General features: G+C 67.3%; 12 protein-coding genes. 6 read left to right on the forward strand and 6 right to left on the reverse strand.

Going from position 1 to position 17,700, the window contains the following annotated elements; translation table 11 throughout:
- On the forward strand, positions 1-328 hold a 328-nt coding region (locus tag DY023_RS18125), incomplete at its 5' end, for a hypothetical protein (RefSeq protein WP_220347212.1).
- Positions 329-593: 265 nt separating this feature from the next.
- Here DY023_RS18125 and DY023_RS00165 read toward each other — a convergent pair.
- Together DY023_RS00165 and DY023_RS00170 are read right to left on the reverse strand one after the other, a co-directional pair.
- Positions 594-1,517, reverse strand: coding sequence for an endonuclease domain-containing protein (locus tag DY023_RS00165; protein WP_181905655.1), 924 nt, complete (start codon positions 1,515-1,517; stop codon positions 594-596).
- Between the two features lie 302 nt (positions 1,518-1,819).
- A complete protein-coding gene (locus DY023_RS00170; RefSeq protein WP_245958512.1) occupies positions 1,820-2,863 on the reverse strand; it encodes an LLM class flavin-dependent oxidoreductase in 1,044 nt (347 codons plus the stop codon).
- Between the two features lie 303 nt (positions 2,864-3,166).
- Between DY023_RS00170 and DY023_RS00175 the strand changes: the two genes are divergently transcribed.
- Positions 3,167-3,796 carry a phosphoribosyltransferase gene (locus DY023_RS00175; protein ID WP_116240330.1) on the forward strand — a complete coding sequence of 210 codons (630 nt, stop codon included), beginning with the start codon at positions 3,167-3,169 and terminating at the stop codon, positions 3,794-3,796.
- A gap of 72 nt (positions 3,797-3,868) precedes the next feature.
- On the forward strand, positions 3,869-5,626 hold the full coding sequence (locus DY023_RS00180; protein WP_116240331.1) for a cation:proton antiporter: 1,758 nt from the start codon (positions 3,869-3,871) through the stop codon (positions 5,624-5,626).
- Positions 5,627-5,822: 196 nt separating this feature from the next.
- Here the strand turns inward: DY023_RS00180 and DY023_RS00185 are convergent, their stop codons facing one another.
- The 4 genes from DY023_RS00185 to DY023_RS17845 form a co-directional block, all read right to left on the reverse strand.
- Complete coding sequence (locus DY023_RS00185) at positions 5,823-7,328, reverse strand: dicarboxylate/amino acid:cation symporter (protein WP_116240332.1); 1,506 nt, start codon at positions 7,326-7,328, stop codon at positions 5,823-5,825.
- 117 nt (positions 7,329-7,445) lie between these two features.
- Positions 7,446-7,763, reverse strand: a complete 318-nt coding sequence (locus DY023_RS00190) for a hypothetical protein (protein ID WP_116240333.1) — start codon at positions 7,761-7,763, stop codon at positions 7,446-7,448.
- 49 nt (positions 7,764-7,812) lie between these two features.
- Positions 7,813-9,678 (reverse strand): hypothetical protein, encoded by a 1,866-nt coding sequence (locus tag DY023_RS00195; RefSeq protein ID WP_116240334.1) that lies wholly within the window; start codon positions 9,676-9,678, stop codon positions 7,813-7,815.
- Positions 9,679-9,698: 20 nt separating this feature from the next.
- Complete coding sequence (locus DY023_RS17845) at positions 9,699-9,974, reverse strand: helix-turn-helix domain-containing protein (protein WP_181905656.1); 276 nt, start codon at positions 9,972-9,974, stop codon at positions 9,699-9,701.
- A 135-nt stretch (positions 9,975-10,109) separates the two neighbouring features.
- On the opposite strand from DY023_RS17845, the gene DY023_RS00205 reads away from it, so the two are divergent.
- From DY023_RS00205 to DY023_RS00215, 3 genes are read left to right on the forward strand one after another with little or no spacing between them, the layout of a single operon-like run.
- Positions 10,110-12,236 (forward strand): site-specific DNA-methyltransferase, encoded by a 2,127-nt coding sequence (locus DY023_RS00205; protein ID WP_116240335.1) that lies wholly within the window; start codon positions 10,110-10,112, stop codon positions 12,234-12,236.
- A complete protein-coding gene (locus tag DY023_RS00210; RefSeq protein ID WP_116240336.1) occupies positions 12,233-14,842 on the forward strand; it encodes a DEAD/DEAH box helicase in 2,610 nt (869 codons plus the stop codon). Before DY023_RS00205 ends, DY023_RS00210 begins: the two co-directional genes overlap by 4 nt.
- Positions 14,839-17,637, forward strand: a complete 2,799-nt coding sequence (locus DY023_RS00215; RefSeq protein ID WP_116240337.1) for an ATP-dependent helicase — start codon at positions 14,839-14,841, stop codon at positions 17,635-17,637. The genes DY023_RS00210 and DY023_RS00215 overlap by 4 nt, the downstream gene beginning before the upstream one ends.
- The last annotated feature ends 63 nt before the right edge of the window (positions 17,638-17,700 follow it).

Consider the following 17,700-nt stretch of genomic DNA (forward strand, 5'->3'; position numbering starts at 1 on the left):
CGGCGGGCGCCGGGCGCCGGGCGCCGGGCGGCGGCGTGCGGCGTGCGGCGTCGCGTGGTCGGTTTCGCAGCTCCGGGTGGCCTTTGCGGTGCGCTTTCGACCGCGTGGTCGAAAGCGCATCCTGCGGGCGCCGCCGCGTGGTCGCTTTCGCACCTGCGTGCGGCGTCGCGTGGTCGGTTTCGCGCCTGCGGGCGGCGTCGCGTGGTCGGTTTCGCAGCTGCGGACGGCCTTTGCGATGCGTTTTCGACCGCGTGGTCGAAAGCGCATTGTGGGGGCTGCGGTCGCGTGGCCGCTTCGTTGCAGGCGCGACGAAAGCGCATCGCGCTGAGCGCGATCGCGTGGTCGCTTTCGTAGCTGCGGGCGGCCTTTGCGATGTGTTTTCGACCGCGTGGTCGAAAGCGCATTGTGGGGGNCTTTCGTAGCTGCGGGCGGCCTTTGCGATGTGTTTTCGACCGCGTGGTCGAAAGCGCATTGTGGGGGCTGCGGTCGCGTGGCCGCTTCGTTGCAGGCGCGACGAAAGCGCATCGCGCTGAGCGCGATCGCGTGGTCGGCTTCGTCGCTGGCGAGGATGCTCGCGGGTGCGGTAGGGAGCGTCAGAACCGAGCAGCGATGGCACGACGGATGCGGGCGAGCAGGGACGCCTTTCCCACGCGGAGGTCGTGCTGCGTCAGCCGGATGACGATCCAGCCGCGGTCCTCGAGTTCCCGCTGGCGCTCGATGTCACGGCGCCACTGCTCCTTGTCAGTGCGGTGTCCGTCGCCTTCGTACTCGATCGCGATCTTCAGCTCCGGGTAGGCCAGATCGATCCGAGCGATGAGGCGCGCTCCGTCGTGCACCTCGTGCTGCACGACCGGCTCCGGAAGCCCGGCCGCGATGAGCAACAAGCGGGTCTCGGTCTCCTTCGGAGACTCCACATGCTCGCGGGCACGGCTCAGCGCGTCGGCGATCTTCCGGCAGCCGGGGAAGGTACCCCATTCGCGCAGCCGCATCTCGATGTCGAGCGGCGTGACTCTCGGGCGGCCGTGGACGAGATCGGGGTAGTTCTCAGCATCCGTGATCAGCGCGTCGATGAGGATCACCGCTTCATCCGAGGTCAGGGATGCGGCGTCCATGAACACGGCGGCGATCGGATCGATCACCGGGACGGAACCGATGCGCCACGTCGTCACGCGGCCGTCCACCAGTCGGCGGCCGCGCACTCCTGTCGTCCGTGGCGGTGTCGATCCGGTGCGGACGCTGATCTCCAGGAGCTCGTCGGGGTGCCAGCGCGGCTGTCCGGGCAGGCCCCACAGACGTCGTGCCGTCTGTCCTGCGAAGACCTGGTTCGCGCGGAGGCGCGGAAGATAGCAGCGCACGCGGGCGCGGAACGTCTCGGGCGCCTCCACCGAGCGCACGCCATGGAATGGGCGAGCCAGGTCGGCGGCATCGTGCCGACCGCGACCCACGCCAGCGGCTGCGGCTTGGCGCACCGAGAACCTGTCTCCGAGTTCCGGGGGAAGGGCGATCCTGTGGCGCATCCGTCCATCGTGGTCGCAGCGCGACACCGGCGGTCCCGGGTTCTCCGGCCCTGTGCACAACGTGGAGGAGCCCCGCCCTTCTGGAGGGCGGGTGGACGGCCGCATGCATTCTCGACCGCGTGGTCGATGGCGCACGCGAGACCGCGCGCAGGGCAGCGTTCTCGACCGCGTGGTCGAAAACGCGTCCGGGGCGGGCGGCCTGCACTTTCGACCACGCGGTCGATGACGTAGGCGGACACCCGCATGAGGCAGCGTTTTCGACCAGGCGGGGGTGGGGCGAGAAGGCGGGAGCGGCTTCGACGTCAGCCCGCGAGAAGCTCCAGGGTCTGAAGGCGGCCGGGTGCGGCATCCGTGGGTTCCGAGGCGAACGAGCCGGCGACGGGCGAGACCATGATCTCGTCGACGCCGTGCTCGGCCGCGAACGCGGCCAGCGACGCGCGCACGTCCGGCCCGGCGCCGACGAACCAGCCGGCTCCGGCGGCATCCAACTGCTCGCGAGAGCCCACCTCGTCGGCATCCCGCACACCCTGCTGCGCCTGTTCAACGGTCTCGAGCGGGGTCAGCGGACGGCCCGAGCGGATCCGCGCCATCGCCCGCAGCTGCGGCAGTGCTCGCGCCTCTGCTTCCTCGACAGTGGGAGCTGTGACGACGTTCGCGGTGAGGAAGGTCTGCGGGGCGTCGAGCCACTCGGAGGCCTTGAAGCCACTGCGATAGAGGTCGAGCGCGCGCTGCAGCCCGTGCCCCGAGAAGTGGTTCGCGAACACGTACGGCAGGCCGAGCGATGCCGCGAGCTGTGCCGAGTAGTCGCTCGATCCGAGCAGCCACACCTCCGCCGCTCCGGATGCCGCCGGGGTCGCGCGCACGGAGTACTCGCCGCCGCTGGTGAATCGGACGGTCGCACCGTCGCGCTGCATCATGAGCGCGATGTCCTGCACGTGCGACGGGAAGCGCTCGACGTCGCCCGCAGTGCCGGACTGGCGCAGCAGCTGGGTGATGACGGGGTCGCTGCCGGGGGCGCGGCCGATTCCGAGATCGATGCGGCCCGGGGCGATGGCCTCGAGAGCGGCGAACTGCTCGGCGACGATGAGCGGCGCGTGGTTGGGCAGCATCACGCCGCCGGATCCCACCCGGATCCGCCGGGTGCGCGCGGCGGCAGCTGCGATCAGCACCGGAGGAGTGGTCGACGCCACGGCAGGCATGTTGTGGTGCTCGGCGAACCAGTAGCGGCGGTAACCGAGCTCGTCGGCGCGCTGCGCGAGCGCGAGCGAGGTTCCCACCGCCTCGGCGCTGGTCTGCCCGGTGCGCACCGGGACGAGGTCGAGGACGGAAAGCGCGGGAGTACTCATCGCAGGATGCAACCTGGCGGCCGGCTTCCGCATTCCGGGATGGCCCCGGCAAGTGAGTTTTCGACCACGCGGTCGAATGTGCACGCCCGGGACGCATCGCCGGTGCGTTTTCGACCACGTGGTCGAAAACGCAGACAAGTCCGGCGGCCTGCACTTTTGACCACGCGGTCGAGAACGCAGGCAACGGGCGGTTCCGGCCTGCACCTTCGACCACGCGGGCGAGGTGGCGGCCCGGCACCCGCGCCGCCCGGCGCCCGGCGACACACCCTTGACCGCGCCGACGCACCGGCGTAGGCCGGAACCATGGACAGGTTCCGTGATCGGCAGGAGGCCGGACGGATGCTCGGCGAGAGACTCGCCGAGCGCCCACGACCGGATGCGGTGGTGCTGGGGCTCCCACGCGGCGGAGTGCCCGTCGCCGCTGAGGTCGCCACGACCCTGCACGCCCCGCTCGATGTGCTCGTGGTGCGCAAGCTGGGAGCGCCGGGCCAGCCCGAGTTCGCGATCGGCGCGGTGGGGGAGGACGGCGCGCGGGTGCTCAACGACGACGCCCGACGATACATCGACGAGTTGGCGCTCGCAGAGGCCACGGCGAAGGAAGCAGCCGAGATCGAGCGCCGCGTGGCACTGTTCCGCGAGGGCGCACCCGCAACAGACCTGCGCGGACGCACGGCGATCGTCGTCGACGACGGCCTGGCGACCGGTGCCACCGCCCGCGCCGGCTGTGCGATCGCGCGGGCGCGAGGTGCGGCATCCGTCGTTCTCGCGGTGCCGGTCGCCGCGCCGGACTCCCTCGACACGGTCGCCGCCGACGAGGTCGTCTGTCTGAGCACTCCGGCCGGATTCATGGCGGTGGGAATGCACTACGTCGACTTCCGGCAGACCTCCGATGCCGAAGTCGTCGCGCTGCTGCGCGCAGCCCGCGGTCGTTGAACCGTCCGCCGATGTCATCCGCGTCCGCGGGGCACCGGGAGCCCGTCGGCACCCCTCGGTACCCTGAACCGCATGGATGCCGAGGTCTTCTACGTGCTCGTCGGCGCCGTGCTCGTCGCGGCCATCGCCCGCTGGAAGGGGTGGCCCGCCCCGCTGCTGGTCACCGTCGTGGCGCTCGCCGCATCGCTGATCCCGCAGGTGCCCGCGCTCGAGATCGACGGGCATGTACTGCTGATCCTCGTGCTCCCGCCGCTGCTGTACTCGGCCGCGCTGGATGTCTCGTTCGTGAGCTTCAAGCGCAGCCTGCCGCAGATCCGGCGCCTGGGCATCGGTCTCGTGATGGTCACGACCGCTGTGGTGGGACTCGTCGCGTGGCTGATCATGCCCTCGCTCACTCCGTTCGGCGCACTGCTGCTGGGGGCCATCGTCGCCCCTCCGGACGCCGTGTCGGCGGCATCCATCGGTCGCAAACTCGGCCTGCCGCGCCGCATCATGTCGGTGCTCTCAGGCGAGAGCCTGATCAACGACGCCACGTCGCTCACCCTGTTCCGGATCTTCGCGGCGGTCCTCGCGGGCTGGACGGTGACGGTCTGGGACGGGATCTGGCAGTTCGCCGTCGCGGTCATCGTGGGGGTCGCGATCGGCCTGGTCTTCGGGGCGGTGCTGCACCTGGTGCGCATGCGCAGCGATGACGCGGTCATCAACGGCACGCTGGGTCTGCTCGCGCCGTTCGGCGCTTACGCGATCGCCGAGCACCTGAACGGATCGGGCGTGCTGGCGGTCGTCGCGATGGGTCTGTACGTGGGGTTCAACGCGCCGCGCACCAGTTACACGACGCGGCAGCAGGAGAAGCCGCTGTGGCTTTCGGCGGACTTCCTGCTCGAGTCGTTCGTGTTCGCCTACATCGGCCTGCAGCTGCCGCGTGCGATCGCGGAGCTCGGCTCCGGCAGCGTCGGCGGTGTGCTCTGGCTCTCCGCGGGCGTGCTCGTCGCGGTGCTGCTCGTCCGCCCCGCGTTCGTCTACCCGGCGAGCATGTGGGGGCAGTGGTGGCAGCGCGTGCGCATCCGGCGCTGGGAGCATGCCCTCGAGACGGGCCGGTACGCCGAGATGGCGCGCAGGGCGGATGCCGCGAAGGAGAGAGCGGATGCCGCGGCGGCGGCCGGCGGCCGCCCGGCTCGACCTGTGCGTCCGATGAAGTCACCGGAGCAGATCCGCGCCGAGCTCACCGAGCCTGCGCTGTCGTGGCGGGACAACGCGGTGGTCTCGTGGGCAGGCATGCGCGGGGTCGTCACGCTCGCGACGGCGCTCGCCGCCGCCGACCTGGCAGGTCTGAAGCCGGATGCCGCGCACGCGATCGTCGTGGTCGCGTTCGTCGTCACCGTGGGGACGCTGCTGCTGCAGGGGCTGACGCTGCCCTGGCTCATCCGCCGTCTCGGCGTCGCCGACGGCGCGGAGGCGGAGGAGGATGCCGCCGAGATCGCGGCCGTCCGCGCGCGCAGCCGCGAGGCGGGCAAGGCGTACCTGCGCGGCATGCGGAAGACGTGGGCGCAGAAGCACGGGCAGGAGCGGATCGATGCCTTCGACGCGTTCGCGCAGCGTCTGGTGCGCGTGGAGAACAGCACCGAGCAGGCTCAGGCCGAGCTGGTCCGCCCGACCCACGACGAGTTCATGACCCTGTCGAAGGGCTGGCTCGACGTGCGCAGGCAGCTGCTGATCGCCGAGCGCGATGCCGGAAACCTCAGTGAGGAGGTCATGCGCGAACTGATCACCGCGATCGACGCGGAGGAGCTCGCGCTGGACACGAGGGCGGAGACCCGCCCGGGTCGCTGACGCGAGCCTGCTACGTGGGGAGGCGTTTTCGACCGGGCGGTCGGTTTCGCTGGTGGGGCGCGGCGACGCCGGCGGGGTGCGTTCTCGACCGCGTGGTCGAAACCGCTGGCGGGGTTTTCACCCCCCCCGGCCGCTCGCAGTGCGACCGAAAAGCGGCGCCCCGGATGCTCCGGGGCGCCGCTCTCATGGGCAGGCGTCAGCGCGTGGAGGCCGGCTCCGCGGCATCCTTGTCGTCGGCGGCCTTCTCGGCTTCCGCGGCCGCCTCGGCGGCTTCGTGCTTCGCGTCGGCGAGCGCCGCGTGTGCGGCATCCTCGCGGTCCGCGTCATCCGAGTCGTCCAGGTCCTCGGCGAACGGCAGGCCCTTGCGGGGCGCGTTGTAGAGGTCGAGGTCGAGGATGCCCTCGCGCTTGGCGACGATGGTCGGGACCAGCGCCTGGCCCGCGACGTTGACCGCGGTGCGGCCCATGTCGAGGATCGGGTCGATGGCCAGCAGAAGGCCGACGCCCTCGAGGGGAAGACCGAGGGTCGACAGGGTCAGCGTGAGCATGACGACCGCACCGGTGGTGCCCGCGGTCGCGGCGGAGCCGACGACCGAGACGATCACGATCAGCAGGTACTGGAAGATGTTCAGGTCGATGCCGAAGAACTGTGCGACGAAGATCGCGGCGATGGCCGGGTAGATCGCGGCGCAGCCGTCCATCTTGGTCGTCGCGCCGAGCGGCACGGCGAACGAGGCGTAAGCGCGGGGCACGCCGAGGTTGCGCTCGGTGACGCGCTCGGTCAGCGGCAGGGTGCCGATCGAGGAGCGGCTGACGAAGGCCAGTTGGATCGCGGGCCAGGCGCCCGAGAAGTACTGCTTGATCGACAGGCCGTGCGCCTTCACGAGGATCGGGTAGACCACGAAGATCACCAGGGCGAGGCCGATGTAGATCGCGCCGGCGAACCAGGCGAGCGAGGTCAGCTTGTCCCAGCCGTACTTGATGACGGCCGAACCGATGAGGCCGAAGGTGCCGATCGGGGCGATGCGGATGATCCACCACAGCACGCGCTGGATGACCTTCAGCAGCGACTCGGTGAAGACGAGGAACGGCTCAGCCTTGCGGCCGGCCTTCAGGGCGGCGATGCCGACAACGGCGGCGACGACGATGACCTGCAGGACGTTGAAGCCGACGTTAGACGAGAAGGCGCCGGTCGCGGAGTCCTGTCCGGTCGATACCGTCAGGCCGAGGAAGTTCTGCGGGATCAGGCCGAGCAGGAAGTTCCACCAGGTGCCGACGGCGTACGGGTCGCCGGTCTCGAGGTCCTGACCGGCCTTGGCGCCGGGCTGGATGACGAGGCCGAGCGCGATGCCGATCGTCACGGCGATGAACGCGGTGATCGCGAACCACAGGATGGTCTGGCCGGCGAGGCGTGCGGCGTTCTGCACGCGGCGCAGGTTGGAGATGCTCGCGACGATCGCGGTGAAGATGAGCGGAACGACCGCGGCCTTCAGGATCGTGACGTACGAACTGCCGATCTTGTCGAGGGTGTCGGACAGGACCGTCGGGTTCTCGGCGCTCGCGCCGAGGCTGCGTCCGATGAGGCCGGCGACGACGCCGAGGACCAGGGCGGCGATGATCTGGAAGCCGAACGAGGTCAGCAGCTTGCGGACCGGTCCGCGGGTGTCGGGCGCCTTTTCGCGGCGCGTCGTCGTGGTGCTCATGAAGACTCCAAGTCGGGTGCGCGCCGGATGCGCGCCATGGGAGTCAACGTTAGAGACGGGAATCCATTCCCGCAGGTTTCTGACGTTGAATGACGGATGCCGCGGGGCGACGGCTACTTACTCGGCCGTCACGCAGGTCTTCGCGGCGTCGTCCAGTTCCTTGGTGATGAGCTTCTGATCCTCTTCGCCGGTGGGTTCCTTGCCCTCGGCGATGGTGACGAGGGCGGCGTCGGAGATCTTCGAGTCGACGAGCTTCTCGGCGATGCAGTCCGAGATCTCGTCGGTGAAGACGCTCTCGCTGCCGGTGGCCTTCGCGATCTTCTGGATGCCTGCGGACACGTCGTCGACGCTCGGCCGAGGCGTCGGCGCGCACGCTGCCAGCGAGACGGCGACGGCCACGGCGGGCAGGGCGAGAAGAACGCGCTTGATGCTCATGGGAATCCAGGGTACGTGGCGGGCCTGGACGGATGCCGGGGGCGGGGGGTCACTCCATCGCGGTCATCGCCGCGAGGGCGAGGAGGATGCCGCGGGCGACGGTGCTGCGGAGCTCCGCCGGCACGGCGTGCCGACCGGCAGCATCCGTCTCGACGATGCCGACGTGGGCGAGACGATTGAGTGTGCGCAGCGCGCCTGGTCGGTACAGGTCGTCGAGTTCGGACAGCTCCCCCGCGGCATCCGGTTCCAGTGTTGCGGCGAGCAGCTGGATCGCCGCGACCGTGCGCGCGGCGCTGAACATGTCGATGTCGCCTGCGCCGATCAGTAGCTCGCTGACGAAGATGCCCACGAGCATGTCGAGCATCTCGAGCGACGGCTCGCCGTGGTCCCATTCCTGAGCAGCGGATGCCGGGTGCACCCGGCTTCGGCTCGATTCGAGGACGTCCGCGAGGTCGAGCGCTGACCACCAGGCGGCAGGCACGGGCACCTGGGAGGACTGCTGCACTCGGAAGACGTCCGGTTCCTGTAACGCGGCGCCTGGCTCGTGGGGAACCCAAGGACCGGGAGCGGGGCCCTTCGCGACCCCTTCCGCGCGAATGCCGAGCAGCGCGGCGAAGCCTGCGATGTCGGCGCGGCGCAGGTTTCCGGTCGCGGTGATCGGCCGCGAGGCGCCGACCCAGTCGAGCAGGGCCGGCACGGCCGACGCGATGCGCGTCTGCGCGAGGCGAGCACGCCGGTCCTCTTCGGGGATGGCGCGGCCCTCTTCGATCACGTTCGCGAGCAGCACGCTGAGCGGGTCGTGCTCCGACAGCGCCGCTTCGACGGCGTGGTGGGCGTCGGTCCAGGCATCCGGGTCGATCGCGGAGTCGAGCTGGAAATGCAGGTAGTCGTCGAGGGTCTCCAGCGACTGGTCGCGCATCTGTTCGTCGTCCAGGCCCTGCAGGAACTCGATGATCTCGATGACGTCCTCGGGATCATCGATCCTCGGCTCGGCGGACCGTGCGGCGAGGGAGAGCCCGTTGAACATGGTGAGCTCGTCATCGACGGTCGGGGCGGCGATGTCGGGCGCCTCGACGTCGAGCCAGTCGCGGAACGCCGTCATCAGGTGCGCCAAGGGGTCGTACGCACCTCGAGCGGAGCGACCCCCTTCGGTCGCCCCGCGGGCGGAGCGAGATGAAACGCCTGGCTCCGGACGCCGAAACGCCGACCCTGCCGCGGGTGTCGGCCGGGCATCCGGGGCATCGGATGCCAGCATCCGTTCCGCGAGTTCCGCGAGATCGACGCCGTCGTGTGCCGCCCAGGCGATCAGCGTGCCCGCGACGGCGAGTGCGGATGCTTCGAGGATCTCGAGCCCGCTGTAGGTGCGGTGCAGGCTGTCGAGGGAGGCGAAGGCGCGGCCCTTCTTCGCGAGCCCGATCATGTCGGTGCCGGCCTTGCGGCTGCGGCCTCGCGGCCACTTCGCGATGCGGGTGCGCAGCACCTGCGCGCGGCGTGCGGGGTCGGAGTGCCAGTCGTCGAGCAGGCCGAGCGCGGTGCCGATCACGTGCGCGACGGAGGCGGCGTCATCGGTCGGATCGGACGGGATGCTGCCGATGACAGCTTCCGCGACGACGATGTTCCCGTCCGCGATCGCTCCGGTGGCGACGCGCAGCACGGCGATCGCCTGATCGCGGTGTCGGCCGGTCGGGGTGAACAGCATGAGGTTGTGCCGCTCCATGGCGCGGCCCAGCGCGGCGTTCACCGCATCGAGGTCGGTGCCGTCCAGGTCGTCGAGGTCGATGCCCTCATCGGCCAGCAGCGGCGCCATGTCCTTCAGCAGCTGCGCCGCCATGCCCGGATGGTGCCCGATACCCATGGCAGCCAGCTGCGCGCGGAACTCGGGATCGTCGAACGGGGAGGTCGGCTCTGACGGCATGGTGTCAAGGGTACGGGGGATCAGCTCGCCAGCTTCCGCTTGTCGTCCGCTGGAGCCTCGAACATCTCGTCGCGGAGGCCCTTGAGGAAGAACTCCGGCGGCTGTTTGAGCGCCCGGGAGATGCGCAGCAGGGTGCGGATGCTCAGCATCGCGCGCCCGTTCTCGTAGCTGCGGATGGCGGAGGAGTCGGTCTGGGCTTCGTGTCCCAGCTGCTCCTGAGTCAGCCCCTTGTCCACGCGCACGGCGCGGATGCGCTTGCCGATGTGGGCGGCAGCTGGCGAGGGGACTCGAGGCACTGATCCAGGTTCGCCGTCCCCGGTGACCTGTACCAGAGTGCATGTCCCCGGGTACTTGTACACTCTCGCTTGAGAGGGGACGGCTTCCGCCCGAGGCGGAGCGCGGTCTGAGGGACGCAAGGCGGAGGAGCGGGCGTGGCGCACATTCACGAGCTGATCAAGCAGGTGCGGGCGGCGAATCCGGAGCTCGGTGACCAGCTCTCACGTGAGGTGGATGTACTCTCGCAGCGTCGTGCGTTCGGCCTCAACTTCGAGCGGCACACACCCGAGGCTGTCGGTCTGCCCGGGCGACGCGCGCGCAGAGGAGACAGGGTGTGGATCCTGCCGCCGCGCGGAGATGCCAAGGCGATCGCGGACAAGCGACTCTGGCGAGTCGAGGAACTGTCCGAAGACCGCACGGAGGCGCGGCTCGTCATCGAGACGCCGAAGATCGAGTACTGCAAAGTGCCGCTCGACGATCTCGTCGTGGTTGCGGAGTTCCGCGACCCGATCTACCCCGGGCTGGTCTCGACCGGGAAGGTGGAGCGTGGCGGTGACAAGCCGTTCCACTCAGTGATCAACGCCGAGAACTACCACGCACTGCAGGCCCTGCTGTACACCCACCGGGGCAAGGTCGACGCGATCTACATCGACCCGCCGTACAACACGGGTGCCCGCGACTGGAAGTACAACAACGACTACGTCGAGGGCGACGACATGTACCGCCACTCGAAGTGGCTCGCGTTCATGGAACGGCGGCTCAAGCTCGCGAAGGAGCTACTGAACCCCGACGACTCCGTGCTCATCGTCACGATCGACGAGAAGGAGTACCTGCGGCTGGGGCTGCTGCTGGAGCAGACGTTCCCTGAAGCACGGATCCAGATGGTGTCCGCAGTGATCAATCCGGCCGGAAGCTCAAGACCAAGCAGCTTCGCGCGGACGGATGAGTACATCTTCGTCGTTCAGTGGGGGACCTCACGGGTGAGGCCTTTGTCGCTAGCCGATGAGTGGCGGACGAATCCTGACGACAAGCGAACAACTCGCATGATGTGGTCGATGTTGAAGCGCACCGGGACGGGTAAGAACCGTGCCGACTCACCAAATCTCTTCTATCCGATCTTCGTAGAAGTCGGATCGGGTCGGATAACGGGCGTTGGCGAATCGCTCCCATTGGGAGCCAGTCGCACAACCATTGAGCCGCCTGAAGGCGCTGTTGCGTGCTTCCCTGTCAACGACGACGGAACTGATGGGCGATGGCAACTCTCACAACCGGCGCTGCGCGTGGCAGAGAGTAAGGGATATGTGCGTGTTGGTCGTCCCTCGAAACTGCAGGGATACACAATCTCGTACTTGAAAGCCGGAGAGCAGAAGAAGGTTGAGAACGGGACATACGAGATCTCCGGTACCCGCCCTGACGGGTCGCTGATCTCGGAGACGGAGCATCGGCACATCATCCCTGGCACTGCCTGGCGGATTCCATCCCACGATGCATCGAGAAATGGCTCGAATCTGCTCAGAGCGCTGATGCCAGACCGCAAGTTTCCGTTTCCGAAGTCGCTCTATGCAGTCGAAGACGCACTCCGCTTCTTCGTCGCAGACAAGCCCGATGCAACGATCATCGACTTCTTCTCTGGCTCCGGCACAACGGCCCACGCCGTCATGCGTCTGAACAAGCAGGACGGTGGTCGCCGTCGCTCGATCAGCATGACCAACAACGAGGTGAGTGCCGACGAGCAGAAGAAGCTGCGCGCTGCTGGCCTCCGTCCGGGCGACCCCGAATGGGAGCAGTGGGGCATCTGCGACTACATCACCAAGCCGCGCATCGAGGCGGCGATCACCGGCAAGACGCCGAACGGTGATCCGATCAAGGGCGACTACAAGTTCACCGACGAGTTCCCGATGGCGGACGGCTTCGACGAGAACGTCGAGTTCTTCACGCTCACTTACGAGTCGCCGATGCGCGTGCAGTCTCACCGCGACTTCGGCCGGATCGCTCCGCTCCTCTGGCTGCGTGCCGGCTCGAGAGGCCGCCGGATCGAGGCGATGCCCGACGGGTGGGACGTCGCCGACGCGTACGGGGTCATCGACGACATCGACAAGAGCGATGCCTTCGTCGAGGCGATGGTCGCGAATCCCGACGCTCGCATCGCTTTCATCGTCACTGACGAGGATCGCTTCTTCGAGGCGATCGCTCACGCACTCCCCGAGGAGGTCGAGGCGGTGCGCCTCTACGACTCGTACCTGCGCAACTTCGAGATCGACGCCATGCGAGGTGCGCGATGAGGTTCACTCTCAAGGATTATCAGGCCGATGCTGTCGTCCAGACGCTCGACAACCTGCGCCGCGCCCGCCGGCTGTACCAGAACGAAGGCATGGAGACATCCTTCGCGCTGACTGCGACCACGGGAGCGGGGAAGACGGTGATGGCGGCCGCAGCGATTGAGGCGCTGTTCTACGGTGATGCAGAGCTCGATTTCGAGCCCGACCCGGGAGCCGTCGTCATCTGGTTCTCGGACGACCCGAACCTGAATGAGCAGACGAAGCGGCGCCTCGTACAGGCGTCCGAAAAGCTGACTTACGACCGACTCATCACGATCAAGCCGCCGTTCGCGCTGCCCGCGCTCGAACCGCAGACGGTCTACTTCCTGAACACTCAGCGGCTCTCGAAGACGTCCCTCCTTACGCGCGGTGCGGAGCAAGCGACGACAGCTGATGCGGATGGCATGATCCCGGCCTCACCGGACGACCTGGCGTGGAACATCTGGGAGACACTCGCGAACACGATCGAGGACGACGGCCTCACCGTCTATCTCGTTCTCGATGAAGCTCATCGCGGGTTCACGACGAAGACCTCCCGCGACAAGCCGACGATCGTGCGACGGCTCGTGAGCGGTGAGATGACCGGACTGCCGATCCCGATCGTGTGGGGCATCTCGGCTACGATCGACCGTTTCATCGAAGCGATGAAGGAGGCGGCGACCCCGCTGCAGGGTCGCACAACTCTGCCGGCGGTCACCGTCGACCCTGCTCGTGTGCAGCAGTCCGGTCTCATCAAGGATGTCATCGCCCTCGACATCCCCGCCGAGAGCGGCAACCTCGAGACATCGCTCACCACCCGTGCAGCGCGCAAACTCAAGGACTCCGCTAAGCGCTGGGGGAAGTACCTCGCCGAGCAGAAGGCGCTCCCCGGCGAGACCTCCACCGACAGCGTCGTGCCACTCATGGTGCTCCAGATCCCGAACACCGAGAACCCAGACGACGTCGGGCTCTGGCTCGACACGATCCAGTCGGAGCTCGGCGATCTCTCGTCTGCGAACGTGCGCCACGTGCTCGGGGACCACAAGGTCCTCACCTTCGGCTCGTGGGACGTCGACTGGATCGAGCCGCAGCGCGTGCAGGACGAGACACAGGTGCGCGTCCTCATCGCGAAGGACGGCATCTCGACGGGCTGGGACTGCCCGCGCGCCGAGGTGCTCATCTCGTTCCGTCCGGCGAAGGACCACACGCACATCACTCAGCTGCTCGGCCGGATGGTGCGCACGCCGCTCGCTCGTCGCATCCCCGGTGAGGACCGACTCAACTCGGTGGACTGCATCCTGCCGCACTTCGATCGCACGACTGCCGGCAACGTCGCGAAGTACCTCACCGGCCTCACGGACTCGATGCCGACGACAGGGCAGAAGGTTCTCCTCGATCCGCGCAACCTCGAACCGAATCCGGCCGTCCCCGGGTCCGTGTGGGCGTGCTGGGACGAATTGCCGTCGATGGTGATCCCGCGCCGCGGATCCCGTCCCGTGAAGCAGCTCGTCAGTCTCGCCCAGGCGCTCGCCGCCGACTCCCTAAAGCCTGGAGCGGTGGCATCCGTTCAGGCACAGATGCACAACACACTCGAGTCGCTAGCGGCGCGCTACGACGGTCAGCTTCACTCGGCGGAGATCGAAGTGCGCACTGTGCGCGGCACGACGATTGCCGGACGGATGGCGAGCAAGAAGCTCAGCTACGCCGACTTCAACGAGCGCGCCGATGAGCGCGCGATCCGCGTGGCGTTCGAAGATGCGAAGCGTGCGTTCGGCGCGGATGTCGCGCAGTCGTATGTCGACTTCCTGGCCGACCCCGAGACGGACGACAGCGACGAGGCACTGAGAGACGCATTCGTGAAGGCGGCCGCGCTCGCGACGGTCCCGAATGTGCGCGAGAAGGTCGATGAGGCGGCGAAGGAGATCGTGTCGGAGTGGTTCGGGCAGCACCGCGTATCGATCCGCGGGCTCTCCGACGAACGGCGTGAGGCGTACGACGAGATCAAGTCGCAAGCTGTCGATCCTCAGCTCGCGCAACTGACCCGGCCGAAGTCCAGGCTGGAGGATTTCGCCGAGACCGTGGACGGTCAGGTGCGGGTCGCCGAACTGATCGACAAGCACCTCATGAGTGACGAGGACGGATGGTTCCCGCTCTCATCGCTCAACGGGTGGGAGCAGGCGGTGGCCAAGCGCGAGGTCGCGCGCACCGACTGCATCGCCTGGTATCGCAATCCCTCCGTGAGCAGGCCCGACGCCCTCGGCATCCCGTACCGAGATGGCATCGGGAACTGGCGCACGCTGCATCCGGACTTCCTGATCTTCTCGGAGGTGAACGGCGAGATCCGCCCGTCGATCGTGGACCCGCATGGCACACACCTCGACGACTCGTTGGTCAAGCTGCGGGGACTCGCCGACTTCGCGGAAGCATACGGCGATGCCTTCCACAGGATCGATTCGCTGGGCACGACGGGTGCCTCCGGTGAGCTCCGCGTGCTCGACATGCTCGACCCCGCCGTACGCGACGCAGTGCGCCAGGCGAAGGGCGCCGCAGGGGACCTGTACGCCTCGTCGCTGGGGAGCAAGTACGCATGAGTGCGTTGACCTTCACGGCGTCGCAGGAGGCCGCGATCGACGACGTCGACAGCACTCTCCAGCTGATCGCCTGTGCGGGTTCGGGCAAGACCCAGGTACTCGCGCAGCGTATCGCGCGCATCCTCGCCCAGCCGGGCGTCCGGCCCGGCAACGTCATCGCGTTCACCTTCACGGAGAAGGCGGCCGCCGAGCTCAAAGAGCGCGTGCATTCCGTCGTCCGGAGTGAGATCGGCGAGGCGACCGGTCTGGCCGAGATGTTCATCGGCACGATGCACGGTTACTGCCTCGACCTGCTGCAGACCTACGTGCCCGAGACGTTCAAGTACGGCGTGCTCACCGACATCACTCAGCAGCTTCTGATCGACCGCGAGAGCCGCAGGTCCGGACTCACAACCTGCACGAAGATGGTGCAAGGCGTAGAGACTCCACTCAAGAGGTACCTCGATACCCGCACTTACCGGACAGCACTTTCCGTCCTGCAAGAGGACGACGTCGACTTCTCCAGGGTGCGCGACGTAGTGATCGAAAGCCTCGGGTCGTACCGCGAGCTTCTCGACTACCGGAAGTACTTCGACTACACGTCGATGATGGTCGATGCCGTCGAGTTCCTGAAGCGGGTCCAGCAGCAGGACGATCTGACGTCATCGGAGCGGGTTCTTCGTGATCACGTGCGTGATGAAGTCCGATATGTGATCGTGGACGAGTATCAGGACGTCAACCCAATTCAGGAACGCCTCGTCGAGAGACTCGTTCACTACGGTGCGAATCTCTGCGTCGTCGGTGATGACGACCAGACGATCTATCAGTGGCGCGGGTCGGAAGTCTCGAACATCATCACCTTCGCCAATCGGTACGCCGACGTGCGGACGATCGAGCTCGCCGAGAACTTCCGTTCGTCGAAAGGTGTCGTAGAGCTCGGACGCACGGTCGCGCAGCGGCTCAACTCGAGCGAGCGACTCTCGAAGAAGATGCTGTACGCCTCGCACCAGGAATGGCACCGCGGCGACCTGCTCGCACTGCAGTTCGGTGACGTCCATGAGGAAGCCGAGTGGATCGCCCAGCGCATCCTCGATCTGCAGGGTATGCCGTTCGTGGACAAGCCCGGCGCGGCTCCTCGCGGTTTGTCGTGGTCGGACTGCGCGGTCCTCTTCCGCTCGGTGAAGGACGCGGATGCCGTCGTCGACGAGCTCAAACGCCGGAAGATCCCCTTCATCATCAAGGGACTGGCAAGGCTGTTCGATGCGGCCGAGATACAGGCGTGCGTCGGTCTGTTCGAGTACATGATGGGCGAGATCTCCGCATCCGACCTTCGCGCTCGATGGGATCTGGCCGCGCTCATCCCGGATGCGAGCCGCTGGGCGAAGCTCATCGCCGTCCTCGACGACGGTGCCGACTTCGGCAAGAGCGATCGGTGGGGTACGTACAACATCCAGCGCCTCTACCTCAAAGCGCTTGAAGCTCTCGGTCTTCGCGAGGAGACCGTCCCCGGTGACGCCCGCCGACGTGAGCTCGTGATGTATCAGCTCGGCAAGTTCTCGCAGGCGATCTCCGACTTCGAAGCGATCCACTTCTCGTCCGCCCCGGACCGCAAGTACGAAGCATTCGTGAAGTTCCTGCAGTTCCAGGCTCCCGGCGTCTACGAGGAGTCGGACGAGGACGCCGGATACGTTCAGCCGGACGCTGTCGTGATCTCCACCGTGCACCGCGCGAAGGGCCTCCAGTGGCCGGCCGTGTTCATCCCTTTCCTGAGGCAGGGACGGTTCCCGATGCGCGGGATGGGTGGGGTGCAGGTCATCCCGCACATCATCGCCGAGGACGCAGTTGCGAACGGCGCCCGGTACAAGGGCGGCATCTCCGACGAGACTCGTCTGTTCTACGTCGCCGTCACGCGAGCGCAGAAGTACCTCTACGTCAGCTACGCGCCGGGAGAGAAACGCGGGCAGGGGAAGGCATCCGAGTTCTACCTGCACTGCACGGCCTCTTCCTGGATGTCGACGAGCGACGAAGGCCTGCCCGATGCGGAGCGGTTGGAGCCGACGCCGAAGCTCGAGACGCCGAACATCGCGATCTCGTTCTCTGAACTGAAATACCTGTTCGACTGCCCGTACCAATTCAAGCTGCGGTTCATGTACGGATTCAACCCGCCGATCCACGAGGCGCTCGGCTACGGCAAGGGGCTTCACGACGCGCTCGCCGAGATGCACAAACGCGCCCTGGCAGGCGACGTGCCGAGCAGCGACGAAGCGGAAGCGCTTGTCGACCGTCATCTGCACACGCCGTACGCCTACCCGGCTCTTCGGGAGCAACTGCATCGGGCGGCTGTCGAAGCGATCGACCGTTACTTCGACCGCCACGGCGGTGACCTCACACTCACGATCCATTCGGAGAAGCAGATCTCTGTCGACATCGCGCCCGGGGTCTCAGTGAGCGGACGGATCGATCTGATCAAGTCGCTCGAGACCGACGAGACCGCGATCGTCGACTTCAAGTCGACAGCGCGCTCACAGGACGAGGATGTCACGCGCGACCAACTGGCGATCTACGCGCTGGGTTATGAGGAACTGTCCGGAGCGTCGGCAGATCGCATTCAGATCCTGAACCTGGACGATCAGGGAAAGAGCACCAACGACCCCGTCGATCCGAGTCTGATTGCCGGAATCAAGCAGAAGGTCGCGAGCGTTGCCGACGACATCCGAGCCAACCATTTCGTGTGCATGCACGACCACAGCGCCGATGGCGCATTCGATGACCTGGTGGGGTTGATGCCGACGGGGGCGGGAGCGGGGAAGTCATGAAGCAGGAACTCGAACAACACATCGCGGTGTTCGGAGAGAGCGGGAGTGGGAAGACGGTGCTGC

The organism is Microbacterium bovistercoris, assembly GCF_003387575.1.
Taxonomy (GTDB): domain Bacteria; phylum Actinomycetota; class Actinomycetes; order Actinomycetales; family Microbacteriaceae; genus Microbacterium; species Microbacterium bovistercoris.